11 protein-coding genes are annotated in these 17,942 nt (G+C 53.7%); 8 read left to right on the top strand and 3 right to left on the bottom strand.

What is annotated here, in order from left to right:
* Window positions 1-59: 59 nt before the first annotated feature.
* Entirely contained in the window at window positions 60-4,499 is a 4,440-nt protein-coding gene (gene gltB / locus KNP85_RS00220) for a glutamate synthase large subunit (RefSeq protein ID WP_214800747.1), read from the top strand.
* A complete protein-coding gene (locus tag KNP85_RS00215) occupies window positions 4,496-5,947 on the top strand; it encodes a glutamate synthase subunit beta (RefSeq protein ID WP_029595574.1) in 1,452 nt (483 codons plus the stop codon). Before gltB ends, KNP85_RS00215 begins: the two co-directional genes overlap by 4 nt.
* Window positions 5,948-6,096: 149 nt before the next feature.
* On the opposite strand, the gene KNP85_RS00210 is transcribed toward KNP85_RS00215, so the two are convergent.
* The 3 genes from KNP85_RS00210 to KNP85_RS00200 form a co-directional block, all read right to left on the bottom strand.
* The gene (locus tag KNP85_RS00210) at window positions 6,097-7,416 is read right to left on the bottom strand and encodes a Na+/H+ antiporter family protein (protein ID WP_021067326.1); all 1,320 of its coding nucleotides are present in this window, start codon (window positions 7,414-7,416) and stop codon (window positions 6,097-6,099) included.
* Between the two features lie 145 nt (window positions 7,417-7,561).
* Window positions 7,562-8,275 (bottom strand): YebC/PmpR family DNA-binding transcriptional regulator, encoded by a 714-nt coding sequence (locus KNP85_RS00205; RefSeq protein WP_214800745.1) that lies wholly within the window; start codon window positions 8,273-8,275, stop codon window positions 7,562-7,564.
* Window positions 8,276-8,354: 79 nt separating this feature from the next.
* Entirely contained in the window at window positions 8,355-8,801 is a 447-nt protein-coding gene (locus KNP85_RS00200) for a MarR family winged helix-turn-helix transcriptional regulator (RefSeq protein WP_021067328.1), read from the bottom strand.
* Window positions 8,802-9,187: 386 nt separating this feature from the next.
* On the opposite strand from KNP85_RS00200, the gene adhE reads away from it, so the two are divergent.
* The 6 genes from adhE (at window position 9,188) to KNP85_RS00170 (ending at window position 17,842) form a co-directional block, all read left to right on the top strand.
* A complete protein-coding gene (gene adhE / locus KNP85_RS00195) occupies window positions 9,188-11,779 on the top strand; it encodes a bifunctional acetaldehyde-CoA/alcohol dehydrogenase (protein WP_214800743.1) in 2,592 nt (863 codons plus the stop codon).
* A gap of 141 nt (window positions 11,780-11,920) precedes the next feature.
* Window positions 11,921-13,111, top strand: coding sequence for a zinc-binding metallopeptidase family protein (locus tag KNP85_RS00190; RefSeq protein WP_214800741.1), 1,191 nt, complete (start codon window positions 11,921-11,923; stop codon window positions 13,109-13,111).
* A gap of 103 nt (window positions 13,112-13,214) precedes the next feature.
* Complete coding sequence (locus KNP85_RS00185; RefSeq protein WP_214800739.1) at window positions 13,215-14,126, top strand: alpha/beta hydrolase; 912 nt, start codon at window positions 13,215-13,217, stop codon at window positions 14,124-14,126.
* Between the two features lie 139 nt (window positions 14,127-14,265).
* Window positions 14,266-15,012, top strand: a complete 747-nt coding sequence (locus tag KNP85_RS00180; RefSeq protein WP_214800737.1) for a DeoR/GlpR family DNA-binding transcription regulator — start codon at window positions 14,266-14,268, stop codon at window positions 15,010-15,012.
* Window positions 15,009-15,938 carry a 1-phosphofructokinase gene (gene pfkB / locus KNP85_RS00175; RefSeq protein ID WP_214800735.1) on the top strand — a complete coding sequence of 310 codons (930 nt, stop codon included), beginning with the start codon at window positions 15,009-15,011 and terminating at the stop codon, window positions 15,936-15,938. The genes KNP85_RS00180 and pfkB overlap by 4 nt, the downstream gene beginning before the upstream one ends.
* Window positions 15,935-17,842 (top strand): PTS fructose transporter subunit IIABC, encoded by a 1,908-nt coding sequence (locus KNP85_RS00170; protein ID WP_214800733.1) that lies wholly within the window; start codon window positions 15,935-15,937, stop codon window positions 17,840-17,842. The genes pfkB and KNP85_RS00170 overlap by 4 nt, the downstream gene beginning before the upstream one ends.
* Window positions 17,843-17,942 lie beyond the last annotated feature (100 nt).

The following is a 17,942-nucleotide window of genomic DNA, read 5'->3' as shown; positions in this document are numbered from 1 at the left end:
AGAATATTTAGAACAAAATAAAATTTACGAAACAAGTTCGAGAGAGAGGGGTTGATTCGATGAAGCGAACAGGCTTGTACGATTCACGATTCGAAAAAGACGCATGTGGCATTGGGCTATATGTCAACCTAAATGGAGAGAAAAAACATGACATCGTCAGTAAATCGCTGTCGATGCTCTGTAAGCTAGAACACCGAGGCGGGCAAGGCGTCATCGATGCCGGTGACGGCGCGGGAATCATGACCGAGCTGCCGCACGAACTGTTCCTTGAGACGATGAATTTGCCGACACCAGGTCGCTATGCCGTCGGAATGGTCTTTTTCCAACCGGATGAGTCGAGACTGCAGGATAAGCAACGTCAGATGGAAGCGATTGCCGACGAATTTGATTTCGCGACCATCGCCTGGCGCGAAGTCCCGGTCAATCCAAATGCGATCGGTGAGCATGCCCGCGTGACACAGCCGACCATCTACCAATGGTTCGTCTCGTGCCCGTTCGCGGACTATGACTCAAACGAGCGGACACTATATCAGCTCCGGCGGACGATTGAAAAGACCGAAGCGTTGAACCTGTACATGCCGAGCTTGTCGACGAAGACGATCGTCTATAAAGGGATGCTCACGCCGGAACAAATCGAGCGTTTTTATCTCGATTTACAGGCGCCGTCCTTCAAGAGCACGTTCGGCATCGTCCATTCCCGCTTCTCGACGAACACGTTCCCGTCATGGGAGCGGGCTCATCCGAACCGCATGATCGTCCATAACGGGGAAATCAATACGCTCCGCGGAAACATCGATGCGATGCGGGCTCGTGAAGGCGTGACCTCGACCGATTTGTTCGAGGATGTCAATCAGCTGTTCCCGGTCCTTCAAGAGACGGGAAGCGACTCGTCGATGCTCGACAACGCCTTCGAGTTCTTCACACGCACCGGACGTTCCATCGCCCATACGGCGATGATGCTCATCCCTGAGCCGTTCGCGGAAGTAAAAATAGACCCGTTCAAAAAAGACTTCTATCAATATCATTCGTCGATCATGGAGCCTTGGGATGGGCCGACCGGTGTCGTCTTCACGGACGGCCGTCAAATCGGGGCCATCTTGGATCGAAACGGACTACGACCGATGCGCTATATCGAGACACTGGATGGTGAGCTCATTTTGTCGTCAGAGAGCGGCGTCATCCCGGTACAAGCCGAGAACGTGAAGTCGAAGCAACGACTCCGTCCTGGGCAGCTGTTATTAATCGACTTGGAGTCGAAACGACTCATCCCGGACGCGGAAATCAAACAGACGATCGCACGGGCCGAGCCGTACGGTAAATGGTTGAAGCAGATGACCGAACTCAGCGATGGACCGGTCGACGAGCCGTTCGTCGCCGACCTGCATCGAAAGCAGCGTGCGTTCGGATACACGAAAGAGGACATTGAACAATATCTCGTCCCGCTCATCCTCGAAAAAAAGGATCCAATCGGGTCGATGGGACATGACCAACCGGTCGCGGTGTTGTCTGAGCGGCCACGCTCTTTGTTCCATTACTTCAAACAGCACTTCGCCCAAGTCACGAACCCGCCGATCGATGCATTGCGTGAGAAAATCGTCACGGCGACATTCACATGGCTCGGGCCACAAGCGAACCCGGTCCATACCGGCCGTGGTCACGCCCGTCGCGTCTGGCTCAAGCACCCGTTCCTCGATGCGGTCGCACTCGAAAAAGTGAACGAGACGTTGCGCGTCGAACGGGTCGATACGTCATATACACACGATTTGGAGGCTTCGTTAGAGGCGTTGTTCGGGCGAGTCGAGGCGCTCATCCGCGACGGTGCCGACGTCATCGTCTTGTCGGACCGAAACATGAATGAAGATATGCTCGCGATGCCAGCGCTACTCGTATTGAGCGCCGTCCACCAGCACTTGATTCGCGTCGACCTACGGGCATCATGCAGTCTCGTCTCTGAGAGCGGTGAAGTTCGCGAGGTCCATCAAGCGGCCGCCTTAATCGGTTACGGCGCCGACGCCGTCTATCCGTATCTCGCCTATGCGACAATCGCCGAGGCGGTCGAGGCCGGTCAACTTTCGTACTCGTTCGATGAGGCGGTCCGCCGCTATCAGACGGCCTCGGTCGACGGCATCGTGAAAATCATGTCGAAGATGGGCATCTCGACCGTACAAAGTTACCGCGGTGCACAAATCTTCGAGGCGGTCGGTATCGACCGCGCTTTGATTGAACGCCATTTCCGCGGGACGACGTCACAGTTGTCTGGTATCGGTTTCACCGAACTTGAAGACGAGTCGCGCCGGCAGCACGAATCCGCCTATAAGCGCGAGCGACCACTCGAGGCCGGGACCGACTTCCAGTGGCGCGCCGATGGGGAAGAACACGCCTTCAACCCGAAGACGATTCACCTCTTACAACGAGCCTGCCGCGAGAACGAGCGCCGGTATTATGACGCCTACGTCAAGCTCCATGAGTCATCAGGTCAATTCTTGCGCCAATTGTTCGCATTTAAACAACAGGATGCAATTCCACTCGACGAGGTCGAGTCGGTCGCATCAATCGTCAGTCGCTTCAAGACGGGAGCGATGTCGTTCGGATCTTTGTCAAAAGAGGCCCATGAGACACTCGCCATCGCCATGAACCGAATCGGCGGCAAGAGTAACTCAGGGGAAGGCGGGGAAGACCGGAAGCGGTTCACCCCTGACGAGGACGGCAGTGAACGCGTTAGTCGCATCAAGCAAGTCGCGAGTGGACGTTTCGGCGTGACGGCCGAATACTTGTATCACGCCGATGAGATTCAAATCAAGATGGCGCAAGGGGCGAAACCGGGTGAGGGCGGACAATTGCCTGGGAACAAAGTATATCCATGGGTCGCCGAAGTGCGCGGCTCCGTCCCAGGTGTCGGTCTCATCTCGCCACCACCACACCACGACATCTATTCGATTGAAGATTTAGCGCAACTCATCTTTGACTTGAAGCATGTCAATCCGAACGCGAAAATCAGCGTCAAACTCGTCTCGAAGTCAGGCGTCGGGACGATTGCAGCCGGTGTCGCCAAGGCGAACGCCGATACGATCGTCATCAGCGGTTATGACGGTGGGACCGGGGCGTCGCCGCGGACGTCAATCAAGCATACAGGACTCCCGTGGGAGCTCGGTCTGCTCGAGACGCACCAGACGCTCGCGTTGAACGGGCTTCGGGGCCGCGTCACGCTCGAGACTGACGGCAAACTCATGACCGGACGCGATATCGTCCTCGCCGCCATTTTCGGTGCCGAGGAATACGCATTCGCGACGGCACCGCTCGTCGTGCTCGGTTGCATCATGATGCGGGCGTGTCACCTCGATACGTGTCCTGTCGGTGTCGCGACCCAAGATCCGGCGTTGCGTGCGAAGTTCATGGGGAAACCCGAACATGTCGTCAACTTGATGACGTTCCTCGCCGAGGAAGTAAGGGAGATTTTAGCCTCGCTCGGAGCGACCTCGCTTCGTGACGTCATCGGTCGGACCGATTTATTGGAGGAGAGTGCCTGGAAACAAGCGCATCCGAAAGCGAAAACGCTCGATTTGACGCCGATGTTGTCGATTCCGACGGCTTTGCCGGAGAAAGAGGAGTTGGCCCATCCGGCCTATCAGTCGTATGATCACCGCAAATTGATTCCAGCCGTCTCGCGTTCCATCAAATCGCTCCAACCGACGTTCTTCGTCGGACGTGTCCGCAATACGGACCGCGCCGTCGGAACGATGCTCGGTCATGAAGTGACGAAAGTGCATGGCAACGTCGGACTCGCCGAGGACACGATTTCACTCCGACTCAGCGGCTCGGCCGGACAAAGCCTCGGTGCCTTCTTGCCGAACGGGATCACCATCTCGGTCATCGGCGACGCCAACGACTATGTCGGGAAAGGCTTGAGCGGCGGAAAGCTCGCCGTCATCGCCGAGAAACATGCCCCGTTCGAAGAGAGTGAACAAGTCATCGCTGGTAACGTCTGCCTGTATGGCGCGACGTCCGGGATGGCGTTCTTCAACGGTCACGTCGGAGAACGGTTTGCCGTCCGTAACTCGGGTGCCGTCGCCGTGACCGAAGGGGTAGGCGACCATGGCTGTGAATATATGACCGGCGGCACGGTCGTCGTACTCGGGGATGTCGGACGTAACTTTGGGGCCGGGATGTCGGGCGGGGTCGCCTATCTGTACGGGGACCAAGCGTACGAACAGCTCGTCAACCAAGAGCTCGTCTCGGTCGACCGTGAATTGACCGACGAGGATGCCGAACAGATTTACGCACTGCTCGAGATGCACCAGTTCCATACGGACAGTGTCAAAGCGAGAGCCGTGCTCGAGGCGTTCGAGCAAGAACGTAAACGCTTCGTCAAAATCGTGCCGCGTGACTATGCGAACGTGCTTGACGTCATGCGTCACATCGAGGCGACGCGTCCGGAATTGAGTGACGCCGACCGCGCCCTCGAACTATTCCGTGTCGTGACTGAAGGAGGGGGAGTATGAGACATAAATTTATCGATATCCCACGACAGACATTGCCGGAGCGTTCTGTCGTCGAACGGGTTCATGATTATAAAGAATACGCTTCCCGCATGGAAGACGGACCAATCGTCAAACAAGCCGAGCGCTGCATGGATTGCGGCACCCCGTTCTGTCACGTCGGGGACATGATCGGACAAGAGACGATCGGTTGTCCGATTCACAACTTGATTCCGGAGTGGAACAAGCTTGTCTCGGATCAAGATTGGTATCGGGCCTACGAGCGATTGATGGAGACGAACAACTTCCCAGAGTTCACGGGTCGTGTCTGTCCGGCGCCGTGTGAAGGCTCGTGTACGCTCGGCATCAGTGAGGACCCGGTCGCCATCAAATCGATCGAACGGACGATTATCGACCGGGCGTTCGAGGAAGGCTGGGTCAAACCTCGTCACGTCCAGAAACGGACCGGAAGCCGTGTCGCCATCATCGGTAGCGGGCCGGCCGGGCTCGCAGCGGCCGATCAGTTGAATCAGCTCGGCCATGCGGTCACGATTTATGAGAAAGCGGATGAGGCGGGCGGCCTGTTGTTCTATGGCATCCCGAACATGAAGCTCGAGAAAGATGTCGTCCGGCGTCGTGTACGTCTACTCGAGGCGGAGGGGATCCGCTTCAAGACGGGCGTCAACGTCGGGACCGATGTGACGATCGAGTCACTCCGTCACACGTACGATGCCGTCATTCTCGCGACGGGCGCTCAAAAGCAACGTACGCTCGGCATCGATGGGGATGATGCCACAGGCGTTGAGCCGGCGATGGATTATTTGACCGAGTCGACGCGTACGCTCGGCGGGAAATCGCTCGACGCCCGATACGACGCGAACGGGAAAGACGTCATCGTCATCGGTGGCGGTGACACGGGCGCGGACTGTGTGGCGACGGCAATCCGTCAAGGCGCCAAGTCGGTGACACAGTTCGGGAAGCACCCGGAGAAAGGCATGTTCCGGGCACCGGAACGGCCATGGCCGCTCCAGCCGGACACGTTGTCGACCGATTATGCCTATGCGGAAGCAATCGAACACTTCGACCGTGACCCGCGCACGTATTTGATTCGTTCGAACCGGGTCATCAAACAAGGGGATCAGGTCGTCGGGATTGAGACGGAACGGATGGAGAAAATCGTCAAACCGGACGGACAGGCGACATTCTTCGTCGTCGACGGTTCGATCGAGACGTATCCAGCCGATCTCGTGCTTGTCGCCATCGGATTCGAACGACCGGAACGTGAACTCCGGAAGGTCGGCATCGAGGCGAACCATAACTATACGTCGAACGTCGAGGGTGTGTTTGTCGCAGGGGATGCGAGACGGGGACAAAGTTTGATCGTTTGGGCGATCCGGGAAGGCCGCGAAGTCGCGGATACCGTCGACGGATACTTGAACACTTGTCAACAACAGCTAAAAACTTCATCATAAAAAGGAGCGACGCGATGTCGCTCCTTTTTTACATGGATATTTAGGAGGAGTTAGCAATGATTATCGAAATCCTCATGTATACCGGGATTTGGTTCTTACTCGTGCTCGTCTTACTCGGCACGATTTACGCGCGGCGTAACCGGAAGTGATTACAGTACCATGGCGGCAATCAAACCGAAGATGATGAGCGGGATATTGTAGTGAAGGAACGTCGGCCACACGGTCTCACGCAAGTGATCGTGTTGACCGTCGGCGTTCAAGCCGCTCGTCGGGCCGAGTGTCGAGTCACTCGCCGGGCTACCGGCGTCACCGAGCGCACCGGCCGTCCCGATGATGGCGATCGTCGCCTCGACCGAGAAACCGTACTGGATGCAAAGCGGGACGAAGATGGCCGCGATGATTGGAACCGTCGAGAAACTCGAACCGATGCCGAGCGTGATGACGAGTCCGACGAGGAGCATGACGAGTGCGGCGACAAATTGTGAGTCACCCATAATGCCGCTCGCACCACTGACGAGTGGTTCGATGGCACCGGTCGCGCGGATGACGGCGGCGAAACCGCTTGCTGCAATCATGACGAAGCCGATAAAGGCCATCATGCGCATGCCGCTCGTGAAGATGTCATCGGCCTCTGACCAAGGGATGAGGCGAAGTAACGTCAACAAGATGAGTCCTGTGACGGCCGAGGCGATCATCGACTCGGTTTGAAGCTGTACGACGAGCACGACGAGGATGACAGCGGCCGTGAGCCAAATCTTGAGCGGGCTCAACGTCCGGACCTCATAGTCGCTTGGTCCGAGTTGAATCGTCTCATACGAACGCGGCTTCCGATAGTGGAAGAAGGCGGTGATGAGACCGACGAGCATACCGAGGGCCGGGATGGCCATGATGCTGACGATGTTGACATCACCGACGGTCATGCCGTTCGTTTCCACGTTCGGCAGCAAAATCTCATTCAAGTAAATGCCACCGAATCCGACCGGGAGTAACATGTACGGGGTGACGAGACCGAATGTGAGAATCGTCGCCACGAGACGGCGGTCGAGCTTCAACTCGTTAAATAGCACGAGGAGCGGCGGGATGACGATCGGGATGAACGCGATGTGAATCGGTAGCGCGTTCTGCGAACTGATTGCTAGTAATAAGAGGAAAGATAGCAACAATGCCTTGACCCGGGTCACACTTTTGCCTGTGACGTCGCGGCCTGACATGCTGATCAACTTTTCAGCCAGGACGTCTGGGAGCCCTGTTTTTGATAGACCGACGGCAAATGCGCCGAGCAACGCGTAACTGAGGGCGATTGTCGCACCTCCGCCGAGCCCGTCACTGAAGGCGGTCAACGTCTCATTAAACCCGAGACCTCCGACCAGACCACCGACGACCGCGGCAAGGATGAGCGATAAGACGATGTGAACTCGACTGATCGCAAGAGCGAATAATACGATAACAGCTAATAAGACAGCATTCATCATTTCCAACACCTTTCATTCAAAACTCTTTCTCTTGTTATCACTTTAATATGATAAAGACTTTTGAAATTTAACATACGTGTTTCGGGTTGTCAAATCGATTGTTCAAAAAAAGCGATAACTCCGAAAAGTTATCGCTCGTTCGTCATCCTTCAACGTTATGGTATACCTGGCGCACGTCTTCGAGGTCTTCGAGGACGTCGAGTAGTTTTTCGAACTGTTCTTTCGACTCGTTGTCGAGGCCAATCTCGTTTTGTGGCAGCATCGTCAACTCGGCGACTTCAAACGTCTCAATGCCTGCTGCTTTAAAGGCAGTCTGGACGGCATGGAACGCTTCTGGTTCCGCATAGACGATCACCGTCTCATCTTCTTCGATGACATCACGGACGTCGAGGTCGTGCTCCATCATGAGTTCGAGTACGTCGTCAGCAGACATGCCGTTGACACCGATGACAGCCGTCGCGTCGAACATGTAAGCGACTGACCCGCTGACACCCATGTTGCCGCCGTTTTTACCGAAAGCGGCGCGGACTTCAGACGCCGTCCGGTTGACGTTGTTCGTGAGCGTGTCGACGATGAGCATCGAGCCGTTCGGTCCGAATCCTTCATAGCGGAGCTCATCGAAGTTCTCTTCGTCGCCGCCCTTCGCTTTGTCGATGGCGCGGTCGATGATTGCGCGCGGGACGTTGTACGTCTTCGCTCGTTCGACGACGAACTTGAGTGCTTGGTTTGATTCTGGATCTGGTTCCCCTTGACGGGCGACTACGTAGATTTCACGGCCGAACTTCGCATAGATGCGACTCGTATTGGCGTCTTTTGACGCCTTTTTCTCTTTAATGTTGTTCCATTTACGACCCATTACATGTCATCTCTCTTTCCATTGTTCGATTGATTCATCCTCGATTATATAAGAAGACGTGGATGTTGACGAGCAAAAATCATCCCTCGCTTTTATCCATCTTCTCGACGATCTCCGTCAACGTCTTCAAACTGTCGATTAGGCGGTCCGTCTCTTCCTCGTTCAGAAACGCGAGACGGTCCTCGAACAGGCGACGGAACGAATCCCGACGCTCGCGGAGGACGAGTTCGCCCTTTTCGGTCAGTTGATTCCAGATGACACGACGATCGCGTTCGTCCGGGACGCGGGTGATGTAGCCCTCATCGACGAGCTTCGTGATGAGCGGCGTCACGTTCGGCGGGGCAATCGATAACGTCTCACTGATGTGTCCGTTCGTGACCGCGCCTTCATCTTCAATCAACATGAGGAGATGAAAGTGGGAAAAGTTTAAGTTTGGGATTTGCGGAAGGTCGGAACGACGTAATAACTTCCGGCGAATTAATGGGATCAGTTTCACGAACTGATCGGCTGCGTCTTGTCTCGGCATAATCATGTCACTTCCTAATTAGGTTCTTTCTTCATTATACACGACCGAGCGCAGGGTGGACGACCAATCCTCATCCCGTGACATTTTGCACAGCGCATTCGCCTCATCATGGACACAATGGATGTAAGCGTTTACATATCGCATATGCTTTATTTTCATGAAAACGCATTCGATTTTACTGAGCGTCATATGAAAAAGCAAGCCCTATCCTCATTCTCCTAAAAAATATTGTGAAAGAGTTCACATTGTTGTCACGCACAAAATGCAAGAAACGTTGTATTCTATGAATGTGAAGGAAAGCACAAACTCTTCTCAAACCAACTGATTGCCCCGTGCTCTCCATCAAGTCAACAGTATAAGCTCTCATTCATGAGGAGGAAACCAACATGGCAGTTAAAGAGAAAGCAGTAGTAGAAACATCAGCAGAACAGATGGTCGACACGCTCGTCACTAGAGCCCACACGGCGCTCGAGACATTGATGACGTTCGACCAAGAGAAAATCGATGCGATTGTTCAAGCGATGGCGTTAGCCGGTCTCGAACAACACGTCGCCCTCGCGAAACATGCATATGAAGAAACAGGTCGCGGTGTGTTTGAAGATAAAATGATCAAAAACATCTTTGCGACAGAATATATTTATAACTCACTCCGTGGCGAGAAGACGGTCGGCGTCATCGAAGACGATGAGCAAAACGGCATCACGTACATCGCGGAACCAGTCGGTGTCGTCGCCGGGGTCACACCGGTTACGAACCCGACATCAACGACGATGTTCAAAGCAATCATCGCCATCAAAACACGTAACCCGATCATCTTCGGTTTCCACCCGTCGGCACAACAGTGTTCAAGTGAAGCGGCAAGCATCCTTCGTGACGCAGCCATCGAAGCGGGAGCTCCGGAACACTTGATCCAATGGGTTGAAAAACCGTCACTCGACGCGACGAAAGCGCTCATGAACCACCCAGGAGTCGCCATGGTCCTCGCAACTGGTGGAGCGGCGATGGTCAAATCAGCCTACTCGACTGGTAAACCAGCCCTTGGCGTCGGTCCTGGTAACGTTCCGGCCTACATCGACAAAACAGCAAAAGTAAAACGTGCCATCTCGGACGTCATCTTGTCGAAAACGTTCGATAACGGGATGATCTGTGCATCTGAACAAGCGATTATCGTCGACCAAGAAGTGTACGAAGAAGTGAAAGCCGAAATGACGGCGCTCGGTTGCTACTTCTGCTCACCAGAAGAGAAAGCAAAACTCGAGACACTCGTCATTAAAACAGACTCTTGTGCGGTCAACCCGGAAATCGTCGGGAAGCCTGCAGCCTGGATCGCCGAACGAGCTGGACTCACAGTCCCGGCCGATACGAAAATCTTGATCGCCGAACTCGAGACGGTAGGTGCGACAGAACTGCTCTCACATGAGAAACTCAGCCCAGTACTCGGAGCCTACAAAGTTCAATCGCGTGAAGAAGGTTTCGCCATCGCAGAGAAGATGCTCGAAATCGGTGGTCTCGGTCATACGGCAGCCATCCACTCGACTGACGACGACGCCATCCTCGCATTCGGACTCCGAATGAAAGCTTGCCGCATCATCGTCAACTCGCCAACGGCACACGGCGGGATCGGTGACCTCTATAACGAAATGACACCATCACTCACACTCGGTTGTGGGTCGTACGGTAAAAACTCCGTCTCTGAGAACGTGACGGCGAAACATCTACTCAACGTGAAAAAGGTGGCGAGACGTCGCGTGAACATGCAATGGTTTAAAGTCCCTGAAAAGATTTACTTTGAGAAAAACTCGGTCCAATACCTTCAATCGCTCACATCGAAAAAACGGGCGATGATCGTCACGGATGAAATGATGGTCAAACTCGGATTTGCTGATAAAGTCGTCAAAAACTTGCCGGCTGGCGTCGAGTACCGCATCTTCGACCAAGTTGAACCAGACCCGTCAGTTGAGACGGTCATGCGCGGTGCCGAAGCGATGCGTCACTTCCAACCAGATATGATTATCGCCCTCGGCGGTGGATCACCAATGGATGCCGCGAAAGGCATGTGGCTCTTCTACGAACGCCCAGAAGAGAAGTTCTCGAACCTTCGCCAAAAATTCATGGATATCCGCAAGCGGACGTACAAATTCCCGACGCTCGGTAACAAGTCGATGTTCGTCGCCATCCCGACAACATCAGGTACGGGTTCTGAAGTGACACCGTTCACGGTCATCACGGATAAGAAACGCAACGTCAAATACCCGATCGCTGACTATGCGATTACACCGGACGTCGCCATCGTCGACCCTGAGTTCGTCATGACGGTCCCAGCTTCAATCACGGCGGATACAGGAATGGACGTGTTGACACACGCCATCGAAGCGTACGTTTCGGTCATGGCAAACGACTATACGGATGGACTCGCGCTTCGTTCGATGAAGATGATTTTCGATTACCTCCCGAAAGCGTATGAGAACGGCAGTGACGCCGAAGCACGTCAGAAAGTCCACAACGCATCAACAATGGCTGGTATGGCTTTCGCGAACGCGTTCCTCGGTATCAACCACTCGATCGCACACAAAATCGGTGGCGAGTTCCATGTCCCACACGGACGGACGAACGCGATCCTTATGCCGCACGTCATCCGCTATAACGCGACACGCCCATCGAAACTCGCGGCGTTCCCGAAATATGAGTCATTCATCGCCGACGAGCGTTACGCTGAAATCGCGCGCTACCTCGGACTTCCAGCCAGCACGACGGAAGAAGGCGTCGAGTCGCTCATCCAAGCGATCATCGAGCTCGGTCAGCGCTTGAACATCAAACTCTCGTTCAAAGCCCAAGGCATCAAGAAAGCGGACCTCGACGCGAAAGTCGACAAGATGGCAGTCGACGCGTTCGAAGACCAATGTACGACGGCTAACCCGAAAATGCCGCTCGTTGAAGAATTGAAAGAGATCATGTACGCTGCTTACGAAGGCGTATAAGTCTTGCACCAATCAAACGGTTTCCCTCGTTCGGAGGGAGGCCGTTTTTTTGTGAAAAAGAAATATACAATTGTCAGATCACTTAATATAATAGGATAATACAACCATTTATTGGTGAGTTTTTTTGATGGAGATACGCAGATGACAATTATGTACAGCTTACTGTCGGCACTATTTACCGTTTTTCTTTATTTCAATCCGCTTTCATCAACAAGTCCATATGAAACGGCTGAATATTTTGCGTCACAAGATCGGGATGCAGATAGTTACGATAGTTTTGAGTTTTTTGACACATTTGGTACAGAGCTAGAAGTGAGTGCGAAGCGTGTCGTTCATTACGTGGAGCGCTCTACTTATTGGACGGACATTTATCTAGGCGACGATTATTTTGAAGGATACTCGAGCATGGCGCTCGAACAGGAGATCAAAGGTGAACTTTTACATATGAACTGGGATGACCCCATCGAACAAGTGGAAGGCAAAGTGGTTGTGTTACCGATGACAGACACTTCTCTCGAAAAGTCGCATACGGCCTATACGTCAGATTATTACGGGGTCATCGATAATGATGAAGCGGCCAACCGTTACTTAGGTAAACTCGCTGAAGCAGGGGCAGCCGGTTACGTCATTACACCGCATCCGAATGAACCGGATGAGAGCGGCTTCGTGATTGTTTCCTATACATTACCGATTGGGGGTACCGGAGTCGATGGAGAAGCGGCCAAAGCTTTTCGTGATGGCGAAATGATTGTCATCGAACCGTACCGCGAAGAAATACCGTATATAGAGTATGTTCAACAAGGGGAAGGGGATGAAGAAATTGTCATCATGTCTCGCCTTGACGCTTCGTGGAAAGGGGATCATGTCCTCTCAAGCGTTAGTGGGTCTTCCGTCCTTTATCATTTATTAGAAAAGATGGACGGTGTGAAAACCGATGCCACAATCCGCTACGTTTTTTTAAATGGTAGTGGGTTTGGAGAAGAGGCAAGTGATGACTATCTCGCTCAATTGAAAGAGCGTCAACCATCGGTAAAGACGATTCTGCAGTTAGATGCCATGGGAACGGGGGACGACCCACTTTATATTCGAACGATCGGGATGAAACGCCACTCCTTTTTAGAGACAGAACCGTTCGACGCACTTGATGTGACGATATTAGGCAGTTCAAGTCTGGACAGCTACGGAGAAGCTGACTTACCTCTAGCCGTCCTGAGCGATTCGCGGTTGGCAGTTTATGACTTGCATACTGAATACGATAATCTAGATCGTCTATCCAATGAAGTGATGGAAGAGCAAGTTGAATGGCTGAAGCAGTGGCTGATCACTCAATGAAACGATTTTCCCCGAGACGTTCCTAATAAGAACGTCTTTTCTTTACGGATAAACACTCGTCCTCTCTTAAATACTTCGGTATGATGAAAGGGGAGGCGATACGATGGAACGACAACTGAACGTGACAACGAATTATGGACAACTGGCCGGTACGTGGATGACCCACGGCGAACCCCGTAAGACGGTCGTCCTGCTCAGCGGGAGTGGGCCGAGCGACCGGGACGGCAATTTGGGACCATCCCAATTCGGCACGTATAAAAAACTGGCCGAGGCGCTCTTTAAGATGGGTGTCAACGTCTATCGGTATGATAAACAAGGCATCGGTGAATCGGACGGTGATTTCAATAAAGTCGGTCTGCACGACCTGGTGACAGATGCGATCACCGTCGTCAACGCCATCAAACAGGAGCCGGACGCAGGGGACATGTATGTGCTCGGTCACAGCGAAGGGGCCGTCATCGCCCCGGCGGTCCAGCTAGAGACGAACGCGGCCGGACTGATTCTTCTTGCCGGATTCAACGATTCCTCGAAGAAGATGTTCTTGCTGCAAGCCGACGCACTCGCAACTGAAGTCGGTTCGGTGAAAGGACTCAAGGGCGTGTTCTATCGATTGACCGGCGTCCCGAAGAAGATTCGCCAGCGCCAAGACGATTTGCTCGAACGGTCGTTACGGACGAACGTCGCCGCCTTCAAGTACCGCGGCCAAGTCGTGAACGCCAAATGGATTCGCGAGCATGCGTCGTATGACGTCCGCGAGCGACTCGAACATGTGCGGGTCCCGGTGCTCGCCCTGACCGGTGACCGCGACGTCCAAGTCCCGCCGGAGCATGTCCACTCGATTCGGACGAAAGGGGACATCGACAGCCACATCATCCACGACATGAACCACTTGCTCGTCGAACGGACGAGTCCGCACGCGCTCCTCACATTGCATAAGGAATATCGAAACGCCATTGAGGCACCGCTTCATCCCGAACTCATCCGCCGATTGAACGATTGGTTGATGAAACGATAACGAACTGTCAAAAACGGTCACTAAGTGACCGTTTTTTATGTTATAATTGTGACAACGTAAAAAAATATGAATGTTTTTGAATGTTTATGATTGTTTTTTAAATGAAAACGCTTTATATTAGAGCTACGGAGGGAATATGATGTTAACGAAGCAACGACATCAACTGATTTTGCAACGTCTGTCGGAGCAAAAGATTGTCAAATTGAAAGAATTGGTCGAGTTGACGGCATCGTCGGAGTCGACGATTCGCCGGGATTTGACCGACCTCGAAGCAGAAGGTTATCTCGAACGGGTACACGGCGGCGCAACGCTCGTGGCCCGCTACGAAGAAGAGCCGACGTTCGAGGAGAAACGAGATCAACACGTCAATGAAAAAGTCGCGATCGCACGGAAGGCCGCGACATTCATCGAAGACGGGATGTCCGTCTATCTCGATGCCGGGACGACGACGCAAGCGATGGTTCCTTTTTTAGATGGAAAAGACGTCATCGTCGTGACGAACAGTTTACCGATCGCCAACGACTTGTTCGACCTCGATATTAAGACGTTCGTGATCGGCGGTGAGTTGAAACGGTCGACACAGGCACTCGTCGGCTATAACGCTCGAGAGAGCATGATGAACTATCGGGTCGACCTCGCTTTTCTTGGCATCAATGGCGTCGACCTAGAGGCCGGGTACACGACCCCAGACCCGGAAGAGGCACTCGTCAAAAAAACAGCAATCGAACTGGCTCGCGAGGCGTACATTTTGGCGGACGATTCAAAATTCGGGAAACGTTCGTTCAGTCGGGTGGCACCGCTCGAAGCAGCCACACTCGTCACATGGAGCGACTCGACAAGCGTCAGTTCAATTCAATCAATCACAAAGGTGGTGAACGCCCAATGATTTACACGTTAACACTGAACCCCTCAATCGATTATTATGTGACGCTCCCTGAGGTCGTCCTCGGTGAAGTCAACCGGATTCAAGAGACGACGCAACGGGCCGGAGGAAAAGGCATCAACGTCGCGTTCGTCTTACGTGAATATGACGTCGACACGGTCGCGTTAGGATTCGTCGGCGGCACGACGGGAGACTTCATCAAGAAGGCGCTGACCGACAAAGGCGTCCAAACCGATTTCGTCGAAGTCGATGGAGAAACGCGCATCAACGTCAAGATTCGAGCGCAAGAAGAGACGGAATTGAACGCGAGCGGACCGGTCATCTCGGACACGGAACTTGAACGGTTGACGCGTCAGTTCGATCACGTTCAACCGGGCGACATCGTCGTCCTCGCCGGAAGCATTCCGGGCAATCTGCCGGATACACTCTACCGCACGCTCGCTGAGACGGTTCGGGCAAACGGTGCCGAGTTCGTCGTCGATACGACGAAGGAAGCGATGCTCGAAGTCCTCTCACTCAAACCGCTCATGATTAAACCGAACCACCATGAACTCGGTGAACTGTTCGATACAGACATCGAGACGTTCGAGCAGGCACTTCCATATGCGGAGCAGTTGGTCGAACGCGGTGCTCAAAACGTCATCGTCTCATTCGCCGGTGACGGTGCCATGCTCGTCAACGCTTCAGGCGCTTATACGGCGAACACACCGAGCGGCAAACTCGTCAACTCGGTCGGCGCAGGCGATTCACTCGTCGCCGGATTCGTCGCCAACATTCTCGACCACGACGCAACCGAAGCGTTCCGCTATGCGGTCACGACCGGCAGCGCGTCTGCATATACGTTCGGGCTGTGCACAAAAGAAGACGTGGACCGCTTGGTCGGCGAAGTCAGCGTCACCCCACTATCTCGATTGGAGGAAACAACATGAACATCACGGACCTTCTTAAAAAGGACACGATTCAACTGAATCTCCGCAGCCGTTCGAAAGCCGAAGTCATCGAAGAACTCGTCGACGTGCTCGACCGCGCTGGCAAACTATCGGACCGTAACGGCTACCGCGACGCGATTCTCGCACGTGAAGCACAAAGTACGACCGGACTCGGTGAAGGGATCGCCATCCCGCACGCGAAGACGAAAGCCGTCAAACAACCGGCCATCGCCTTCGGACGCTCGGAAGGCATCGATTACGAAGCACTCGACGGCCAAGACAGCCGCTTGTTCTTCATGATCGCTGCCGGGGAGCACGCCAATAACGAACACTTGGAAACACTCTCGAAATTATCTGTCTTCCTTATGGATCCAGCGTTCCAAGAACGTCTCTATGCAGCCACGTCAGAAGATGACGTCATTCGGGCCATCGAAGAAAAAGAAGCGGCTGAGGCGGCTCCTATTGCTTCGAAACCGGTTCAAGCCGATGCACCTTACATCCTTGCTGTCACGGCTTGTCCAACGGGTATCGCTCACACGTACATGGCCGCCGATAGCTTGAAGCAGAAAGCGGAAGCGATGGGAGTTGACATCAAAGTCGAGACGAACGGTTCGACCGGTGTCAAAAACGAATTGACAGGGGCCGATATCGCGAAAGCGACTGCCATCATCGTCGCGGCCGATAAAGCCGTCGAGATGGACCGGTTCGCCGGAAAACATGTCATCGAAGTCCCGGTCGCCCAAGGCATCCGGAAGCCGGAAGAGTTGATCAACCGGGCCGTCAAACAAGACGCACCGGTGTATCGAGGAACTGGTTCGTCAGGTGGGACGAAAGAACAGCGCACAGGCATCTATAAGCACTTGATGAGCGGTGTATCCGCGATGCTCCCACTCGTCGTCGCTGGTGGTCTCTTGATCGCCATCAGCTTCTTCTGGGGCATCAACTCGGCAAACCCGGATGACCCGTCATTCAATGAATTTGCGGCGCAACTCAACACAATCGGTGGTGCAGCCTTTAGCTTCCTCGTCCCGATTCTTGCCGGTTTCATCGCGATGTCAATCGCCGACCGTCCAGGTCTCGCACCAGGTCTTGTCGCTGGTTTATTAGCCAGCCAAGGTGGCGCCGGATTCCTCGGCGGACTCATCGCCGGTTTCCTTGCCGGATATGTCGTCCTCTTCTTGGTTAAAGCACTTTCTAAACTACCGGCCTCGCTTGAAGGAATTAAACCGGTATTGCTCTATCCGTTACTTGGATCATTTATTTCCGGTATGATCATGTTACTTGTTGTCAATAAACCAATCGCAGCCTTCATGACATGGTTGATGGATGTCATGAACAGCCTGAGCGGTGCCAACGCCATCTTGCTCGGTGTTATCGTCGGTGGAATGATGGCCGTCGATATGGGTGGTCCGATCAACAAAACAGCCTACGTCTTTGGTACAGCGGCACTCACTGCCGGTAACCAAGAAATCATGGCAGCTGTCATGGCAGGTGGGATGGTACCACCGCTTCTCGTCGCATTCGCTTCGACTGTGTTCGCTCGTCAAAAGTTCTCGAAACAAGAACGTGAAGCCGGTAAGACAGCGTATATCATGGGTGCCTCGTTCATCACGGAAGCGGCCATCCCGTTTGCAGCGGCCGACCCGATTCGGGTATTGCCGTCAGCGATTCTCGGATCAGCCATCGCTGGTGGATTGTCAGCCTTCTTCGCTATCCAATTGCCAGCGCCACACGGTGGAATCTTCGTCTTCCCACTCCTTGAAGGGGCTGGAAACGTCGCGATGAGCATGGGTCTTTACGCCCTCGCGATTCTCGCCGGAGCCTTGATTGGAGCACTGCTCTTGTCATTCTTGAAAAAACCATTGACGGACACGCAAGCTACAACGACGCGTGACGTCGCTTAACGACTGCGACCGTAGGTATATCCTACGGTCGTTTTTTGTCAAATGATTGTCAGTCAAATCTGGAAGAAGCGTGATTTCAATTGGGTGATTTGTGGTAAAA

It is taken from the genome of Exiguobacterium sp. s194, assembly GCF_018618275.1.
GTDB lineage: Bacteria > Bacillota > Bacilli > Exiguobacteriales > Exiguobacteriaceae > Exiguobacterium > Exiguobacterium chiriqhucha.
This window is presented reverse-complemented; position numbering and strand designations above follow the sequence as displayed.

Excerpts from the sequence above, each read along its gene's own strand:
- gltB (WP_214800747.1), top strand. The coding sequence starts at position 60 with ATGAAGCGAACAGGCTTGTACGATTCACGATTCGAAAAAGACGCATGT.
- KNP85_RS00215 (WP_029595574.1), top strand. The coding sequence starts at position 4,496 with ATGAGACATAAATTTATCGATATCCCACGACAGACATTGCCGGAGCGT.
- KNP85_RS00210 (WP_021067326.1), bottom strand. The coding sequence starts at position 7,416 with ATGAATGCTGTCTTATTAGCTGTTATCGTATTATTCGCTCTTGCGATC.
- KNP85_RS00205 (WP_214800745.1), bottom strand. The coding sequence starts at position 8,275 with ATGGGTCGTAAATGGAACAACATTAAAGAGAAAAAGGCGTCAAAAGAC.
- KNP85_RS00200 (WP_021067328.1), bottom strand. The coding sequence starts at position 8,801 with ATGCCGAGACAAGACGCAGCCGATCAGTTCGTGAAACTGATCCCATTA.
- adhE (WP_214800743.1), top strand. The coding sequence starts at position 9,188 with ATGGCAGTTAAAGAGAAAGCAGTAGTAGAAACATCAGCAGAACAGATG.
- KNP85_RS00190 (WP_214800741.1), top strand. The coding sequence starts at position 11,921 with ATGACAATTATGTACAGCTTACTGTCGGCACTATTTACCGTTTTTCTT.
- KNP85_RS00185 (WP_214800739.1), top strand. The coding sequence starts at position 13,215 with ATGGAACGACAACTGAACGTGACAACGAATTATGGACAACTGGCCGGT.
- KNP85_RS00180 (WP_214800737.1), top strand. The coding sequence starts at position 14,266 with ATGTTAACGAAGCAACGACATCAACTGATTTTGCAACGTCTGTCGGAG.
- pfkB (WP_214800735.1), top strand. The coding sequence starts at position 15,009 with ATGATTTACACGTTAACACTGAACCCCTCAATCGATTATTATGTGACG.
- KNP85_RS00170 (WP_214800733.1), top strand. The coding sequence starts at position 15,935 with ATGAACATCACGGACCTTCTTAAAAAGGACACGATTCAACTGAATCTC.